Source organism: Clostridium sp. 1001283B150210_160208_E6 (genome assembly GCF_015669365.1).
GTDB classification, from domain to species: Bacteria; Bacillota; Clostridia; order Clostridiales; family Clostridiaceae; genus Clostridium; species Clostridium paraputrificum.
The window spans coordinates 1-6,395 of the sequence record NZ_JADPAA010000008.1; the positions used below are offsets into that span (position 1 = coordinate 1).

Annotated in this window: 6 protein-coding genes, 4 tRNA genes, 1 rRNA gene and 1 other annotated feature; of the genes, 10 read left to right on the top strand and 1 reads right to left on the bottom strand. The window is 29.4% G+C overall.

What is annotated here, in order from left to right; all coding sequences use genetic code 11:
• Positions 1-161 precede the first annotated feature (161 nt).
• The 9 genes from rrf to I4V16_RS09830 all read left to right on the top strand — a co-directional run bounded on the left by rrf (position 162) and on the right by I4V16_RS09830 (position 5,314).
• Positions 162-278: ribosomal RNA gene (rrf, locus tag I4V16_RS09790) — 5S ribosomal RNA — on the top strand.
• A gap of 7 nt (positions 279-285) precedes the next feature.
• Positions 286-362, top strand: a tRNA-Ile gene (locus I4V16_RS09795).
• A 4-nt stretch (positions 363-366) separates the two neighbouring features.
• Positions 367-442 (top strand) — tRNA-Ala (locus tag I4V16_RS09800).
• Between the two features lie 284 nt (positions 443-726).
• The gene (locus tag I4V16_RS09805) at positions 727-1,215 is read left to right on the top strand and encodes an HD domain-containing protein (protein WP_242979733.1); all 489 of its coding nucleotides are present in this window, start codon (positions 727-729) and stop codon (positions 1,213-1,215) included.
• A 15-nt stretch (positions 1,216-1,230) separates the two neighbouring features.
• Positions 1,231-1,743, top strand: coding sequence for a transcription repressor NadR (locus tag I4V16_RS09810; protein ID WP_049177975.1), 513 nt, complete (start codon positions 1,231-1,233; stop codon positions 1,741-1,743).
• A 19-nt stretch (positions 1,744-1,762) separates the two neighbouring features.
• Complete coding sequence (locus I4V16_RS09815) at positions 1,763-3,157, top strand: FAD-dependent oxidoreductase (RefSeq protein WP_049177974.1); 1,395 nt, start codon at positions 1,763-1,765, stop codon at positions 3,155-3,157.
• Positions 3,158-3,166: 9 nt separating this feature from the next.
• Entirely contained in the window at positions 3,167-3,397 is a 231-nt protein-coding gene (locus I4V16_RS09820) for a DUF1667 domain-containing protein (RefSeq protein WP_049177973.1), read from the top strand.
• A gap of 58 nt (positions 3,398-3,455) precedes the next feature.
• Positions 3,456-3,648: a binding site (T-box leader), on the top strand.
• 58 nt (positions 3,649-3,706) lie between these two features.
• On the top strand, positions 3,707-4,984 hold the full coding sequence (serS, locus tag I4V16_RS09825; RefSeq protein WP_099329184.1) for a serine--tRNA ligase: 1,278 nt from the start codon (positions 3,707-3,709) through the stop codon (positions 4,982-4,984).
• Positions 4,985-5,223: 239 nt separating this feature from the next.
• Positions 5,224-5,314: transfer RNA gene (locus I4V16_RS09830), tRNA-Ser, on the top strand.
• A gap of 39 nt (positions 5,315-5,353) precedes the next feature.
• Here the strand turns inward: I4V16_RS09830 and I4V16_RS09835 are convergent.
• Complete coding sequence (locus I4V16_RS09835) at positions 5,354-6,163, bottom strand: Cof-type HAD-IIB family hydrolase (RefSeq protein ID WP_099329185.1); 810 nt, start codon at positions 6,161-6,163, stop codon at positions 5,354-5,356.
• A gap of 139 nt (positions 6,164-6,302) precedes the next feature.
• Here I4V16_RS09835 and I4V16_RS09840 point away from each other — a divergent pair.
• Positions 6,303-6,393 (top strand) — tRNA-Ser (locus tag I4V16_RS09840).
• The last annotated feature ends 2 nt before the right edge of the window (positions 6,394-6,395 follow it).

Genomic DNA, 6,395 nt, shown 5'->3' on the forward strand with positions numbered 1-6,395 from the left:
GAGGTGTAAGTGCAGTAATGTATGTAGCTGACTGATACTAATAGGTCGAGGGCTTGACCAAGTTAAAGATATTTCAATGATTATGTGCAATTTTCAGAGAACAACTCTGAAAATATGTTGACAAAATAAAATATAGTTTGTATAATTTATTTTGTAATGAATCTGGTGATGATGGCATAGAGGAAACACTCCTTCCCATACCGAACAGGAAAGTTAAGCTCTATAGCGCCAATGGTACTGCATGGGAGACTGTGTGGGAGAGTAGGACGTTGCCAGGTAACAACTGGATCTTTAGCTCAGTTGGTTAGAGCAACCGGCTCATAACCGGTAGGTCCGGGGTTCGAGTCCCTGAAGGTCCACCATTTTGGGGGTATAGCTCAGTTGGGAGAGCACCTGCCTTGCACGCAGGGGGTCAAGAGTTCGAATCTCTTTATCTCCACCATAAAAGGAATTACTTTTGTAATTCCTTTTTTTTGTATAAAAAAGTATAGAGCTTTAAATAGTATATAGTGTTTCTATATGATTAAAGTTTATAAAAGACATTAAGAAAGAAGTAGTATTACAATAGGGCAAATAAAAGAGCTATTATTTAAGTTTTTAATTAAATAATAGCCTTTTTGTTTATATATCAAATATTGTGAGATAATTGATAGTAGATATTGATAGTGATATCATTATTACGTACATAAGTTTAAATGAGAGGTATATGTTATTATGTTATATAGAGTGAAACAATTTATATGGGCTATTACAGCGCCATTTAAGCCTATTAATGAAGAAATATTAAATAAATATTTAAATAAGGAAGAAAAGGTTTTATTTAATAAGCTAGGTAAATCAGATAAGCATCATTCTATAAGAGTTTGTAAAGATGCATTAAATACATATTCAAATAAAACTAATATAGATGAAAAGAAACTAGCTAAGATAGCTTTATTACACGATATAGGTAAGAGTGAACATAAGTTGAATGTAATTGATAAATCAGCTTTAGTTATCTTAGATAAGTTTATGAATGGGAATCTTATTAAATATAGTAATAATAAAAAAATAGATTTATATTATAATCATCCTAAGAAATCTATTAATATGTTAAAGAAATCAAGTGGCATATATGATAGAGAATTTTTAGAGGCTATAGAAAAACATCATTATAAAAGTGTAGGATCTAATATTTATTTAAAGATTATAAAAGAGTGCGATGATAATAATTAAGATAGGGGGATTTAGATGAATTCTAATGAGAGACGAAACGACATTATAAAAATGTTAATCAACTTAAATGAACCAGTTAAAGGAAGTAATTTAGCAAAAAAATATAATGTAACGAGGCAAATAATTGTTAAGGATATAGCATTATTAAGAGCAAGAGGAGAAAATATTATAGCAACACCAGATGGGTATATGGTAGGTGGAGATAAAATTAATAAAATTACAGTTATAGTTGCTGTTAATCATAAAGAAGATGACTTAGAGCATGAATTAGGAACTATAGTTAAGTATGGAGGGGTCGTGGAAGATGTTATTGTAGAACACCCTTTATATGGAGAAATAAAAGGAATGTTAATGATAAAGAACCTAAATGATTTAGAAAATTTTATGAAAAAATATAATAATAGTAGTGCGAAGATGTTATCCATGTTAACAAATGGAATACATCTACATACTATATCTGCTGATACACAGGATAATATCAATTTAATATTAGATGAACTAAATAAAAGAGGTTTTTTAATTAAATAAGGTGGAGGAATAATATTTAATGGATTATGATGTATTAATTTTAGGCGGTGGAATATTAGGATGTTCTGTTGCTTATGAAATGTCAAAGTATAATTTGAATATTGCATTAATAGAAAAAGATTATGATATAGTTGATGATATCTCATTTGTGAATACATCAGTTATTTATGATGGTTCAGAGACATCAAATGAATTAATGTCATCTCTTGAGAAAAATGGAAGTAAACTAATTGAAGAGGCTTGTTCCAAATTCAATGTTGCCTATAAGAAGGTAGGAGCTTTAAGGATAGCAGCAGATGAAAAAGGTATAAAGGATTTAATTAATATGTATGATAGGGCTAAAAAGAGGGGAATAGAAAATGTACACTTAATTGATAGCTCAGATGTATATGATATAGAACCTAATATAAAATATGATGTGAAAAAATCATTATACTCAGAAAATGTAGCGATAATAGCACCCTATGATTTAGCTATAGCATATGGAGAGGTAGCTGCAGATAACGGGGTAAATTTTCGATTTGAAGAGAAAGTCCTAGATATAAAGAGTATATCAAAGGGATTTAAAGTAACTACAAATAAAAATAAATTTACATGTAAGGTTGTAATTAATACTATTCCAAATAAGAAATACATGATAGATGGTGAAGAAGTTAATAGGCATGAAGTAATGAATAACACAACTTATTTGGTAGTAGATGGGGATGATGGGAATGACCTAAGTAAGGTCATTATTAATACCATAGATGAAGATAAGTTCGTTTTAAATATACCTAACCTATCTAATGGATACATCATTGGAATTAAGAGCTCTCATCAATTAACTGTAGAAGATGGAATAAAATATGCTAATAAGGTATTTCCGGAGGTTAAAAGAAATAATATAAGTAACATATTTAATGAACAATGCAATAAAAACCTAATGTATATTGATGATAGTAAAATTGATATGGGTTATATAAGTATAACGGGAACTCACTATGGGAAAATTACAATTGCACCTGCTATAGCTAAAACAATGAGCTATACTATAGCAAATAATATGAAAGCTACTTATAAAAAGAACTTTGTTGATAAGAGAAGAGAAGTATATAGATTTAGGGAAATGAATAAAAATCAAAGGAATGAAATAATTTCACTAGATAAGAGATATGGAAATATAGTATGTGTTTGCAATCAGGTATCTGAAGGAGAAATAGTTGATTGTATAAGAAGACCATTAGGTGCAAGAACTATAGAGGGAATAAAGAGAAGAACCGGTGCTGGCCTTGGAAGTTGTTATGGTTCATATTGTGATAGAAAAATATTAAATATTTTAGCAAGGGAAATGAATAAAAGACCTAGTGATGTAGTAGAAGACTCAAAGAATTCCCAATTGTGGCCTAGTAGAATTAAAGAATTTAATGGTGTTTAGGGGGATAAGATGAAAGAGACATTTACAAGCATAGTAAGGATAAAGGGCGATGAAAGAAATCGTGTTATATCTGTAAAAAGCAATAAAGAAGTAGATAGAAGTGATTTTGTTGAATTTTCTAAGGTACTAAGTAGAATATATGTTGGAAGTTCAACTAAAGCAGGGGATATTATATGTAAAAATATACTTAATACAGGTATAGATATAATTTGTACGAAGAATATAGATAATAATATTTAGTAAAATATTGACAAGAAACAATGAGTTATAATATAGTAATGATATATTATAATTTAATATTAAACCTATGAAGAGGCTAGTAATAATAATTAAAATTTTAGAGAGTCAGTGGCTGGTGTAAACTGATATTTAGTTATTATGAATCCACCTTGGAGGGACTGTGATGAGCAGTACGGGAAATCGTTAAATTATTTAAGTGGATAGATATTTCTATCAATTAGGGTGGCAACGCGGAGTCTTTCGTCCCTTTTCAGGGGATGAATGGACTCTTTTTTGTATGTAAATTAATATATAGGAGGAATTTAATAAATGTTAGATTTAAAATTTGTAAGAGAAAATCCTGAAGTTGTAAAAAAGAATATTCAAAATAAGTTTCAAGATAGTAAACTTCCATTAGTAGATGAAGTTATAGCTTTAGATATCGAAAATAGAAAGACAAAAACAGAAGCTGATGAATTAAGAGCATCAAGAAATAAGATATCGAAGCAAATTGGTGCTTTAATGGCGCAAGGTAAGAAAGATGAAGCTGAAGAAATAAAGAAGCAAGTTACAGCTCAATCTGAACGTTTAGCACAATTAGAAGAAAAAGAATCAGAATTAGATAAAAAGATTACTGATATTATGATGGTTTTACCTAATATCATTGACCCAACTGTTCCAATAGGAAAAGATGATAGCGAAAATGTTGAGTTAGAGATTTTTGGAGATCCAGTTGTACCTGAATTTGAAATTCCATATCATACAGATATAATTGAAAAGTTAAATGGAATAGATTTAGATAGTGCAAGAAAGGTTGCTGGAAATGGGTTCTACTACCTTATGGGAAATATCGCTAGACTTCATTCAGCTATTATCTCATATGCAAGAGACTTCATGATAGATAGAGGATTCACATACTGTATACCTCCATTCATGATAAGAAGTAATGTAGTTACTGGAGTAATGAGCTTTGCTGAAATGGATGCAATGATGTATAAAATTGAAGGTGAAGATTTATATTTAATAGGTACAAGTGAGCATTCAATGATTGGTAAGTACATAGATACAATATTACCAGAGGAATCATTACCTCAAACTTTAACTAGTTATTCACCTTGTTTTAGAAAAGAAAAGGGAGCACATGGAATAGAAGAAAGAGGTATATATAGAATTCACCAGTTTGAAAAACAAGAGATGATAGTTGTATGTCATCCAGATGAAAGTAAGATGTGGTTCGATAAGTTATGGAAAAATACAGTTGATTTGTTTAGAACTTTAGATATACCAGTAAGAACTTTAGAATGTTGTTCAGGAGATCTAGCAGATCTAAAAGTTAAGTCTATAGATGTAGAGGCTTGGTCACCAAGGCAAAAGAAGTACTTTGAAGTTGGAAGTTGTTCTAACTTAGGAGATGCACAAGCTCGTAGATTAAAGATACGTGTAAATGGTAAGGATGGTAAGTACTTCGCTCATACATTAAATAATACTGTAGTTGCACCACCTAGAATGTTAATAGCATTCTTAGAAAATAATTTAAATGAAGATGGATCTATAAATATTCCAAAGGCATTACAACCATATATGGGTGGTATGAGTGTTATAAAGTAATTATTTAGGTTAGTTATCAATGGATAACTAGCCTTCTTTTTTGGAATAATAGAATATGAAAAGGCTCGGGTTATTGATATAAGCGATAGAAGCATATTTTAAGTATATTATGATATGAAAAACATGAATAGGTGTAAGAAATAGTGGATTTAGTCATATTATTTTATATTTTAAATAAAAAAAGTGATATTTTTGTTGACATACTATATAAAAACTTGGTATAATACAATTCGTGATATGGAGAGATGGTCGAGTTGGTTTAAGGCACCGGTCTTGAAAACCGGCGTACCTTCACGGGTACCCAGGGTTCGAATCCCTGTCTCTCCGCCACAAAAAACCTCAACAATTTGTTGAGGTTTTTTTATATTTCTAAATATATTCGTAAATGAACTTTGCAACAGAGTTATCTGTATTCTTACCAATTATTTCAGTTGAGATATCCTTTAGGTCTTGTACAGCATTTTCAACAGCATAACATTTATCAGATATATTAAACATAGGAATATCATTTAAATTATCGCCAAAGGTTATTAAATTTTCAAAGCTATATCTATCTTTTATCATGTTAATAGCATTTGCTTTTGAAGATTTTATATCATATATCTCTAGATTAACTATATCCTTATTATAGGTATCTCTATATTTAACAATATATAAATCACTAAGTAATTTTAATTTTTCATATAGTATGCTAATTTTATCTTCATAGTCCATGATTGTAAAATATAAAACATCAAAATTTGGATTTAATTCTCCCTGGATAAAGGTTTTATATTTAGTTGCTTTTCTTGAATTATAAAATTCTAACTGATAAGGATGCGTAAGTTTATCATAATATACGTAAAGGTGATTATTATTAATAGTATAAACAAAAGCATTAATATTAAAGGATTTTATTATTTGATATATTTCTAATCCTTTTTCCTTTGGTAAAGAAGTGAAGTTTAAATATTTATCATTTTTTATATCATAAATTGCAGAACCATTCATAGTTATTATGGGAAGCTTTATATTAATATCTTTTAGTATATTAACAATAGTAGCTGGAGTTCTTGCTGTTGCAATAGTAAAATTAATACCATTTTCTATTGATTTATTTAATAAAATAGCACTTTCTGGAGATACTTCAGCAGAATTATTCAATAAAGTACCATCTAAGTCTGAAACAAATAAAGTCATACTTTACCTCCTAATATAAGATACTTTATTATATAATATAAATTAATTATTTTAAAATAATCTATAAAAATATAATTTAATTTCAAATAATCTGTTGACAATATATTGTGTGGTTGATATAATAGCATCTGTAAGTTATGGAGAGATGGTCGAGTTGGTTTAAGGCACCGGTCTTGAAAACCGGCGTACCTTCACGGGTACCCAGGGTTCGAATCCCTGTCTCTCCGCCACT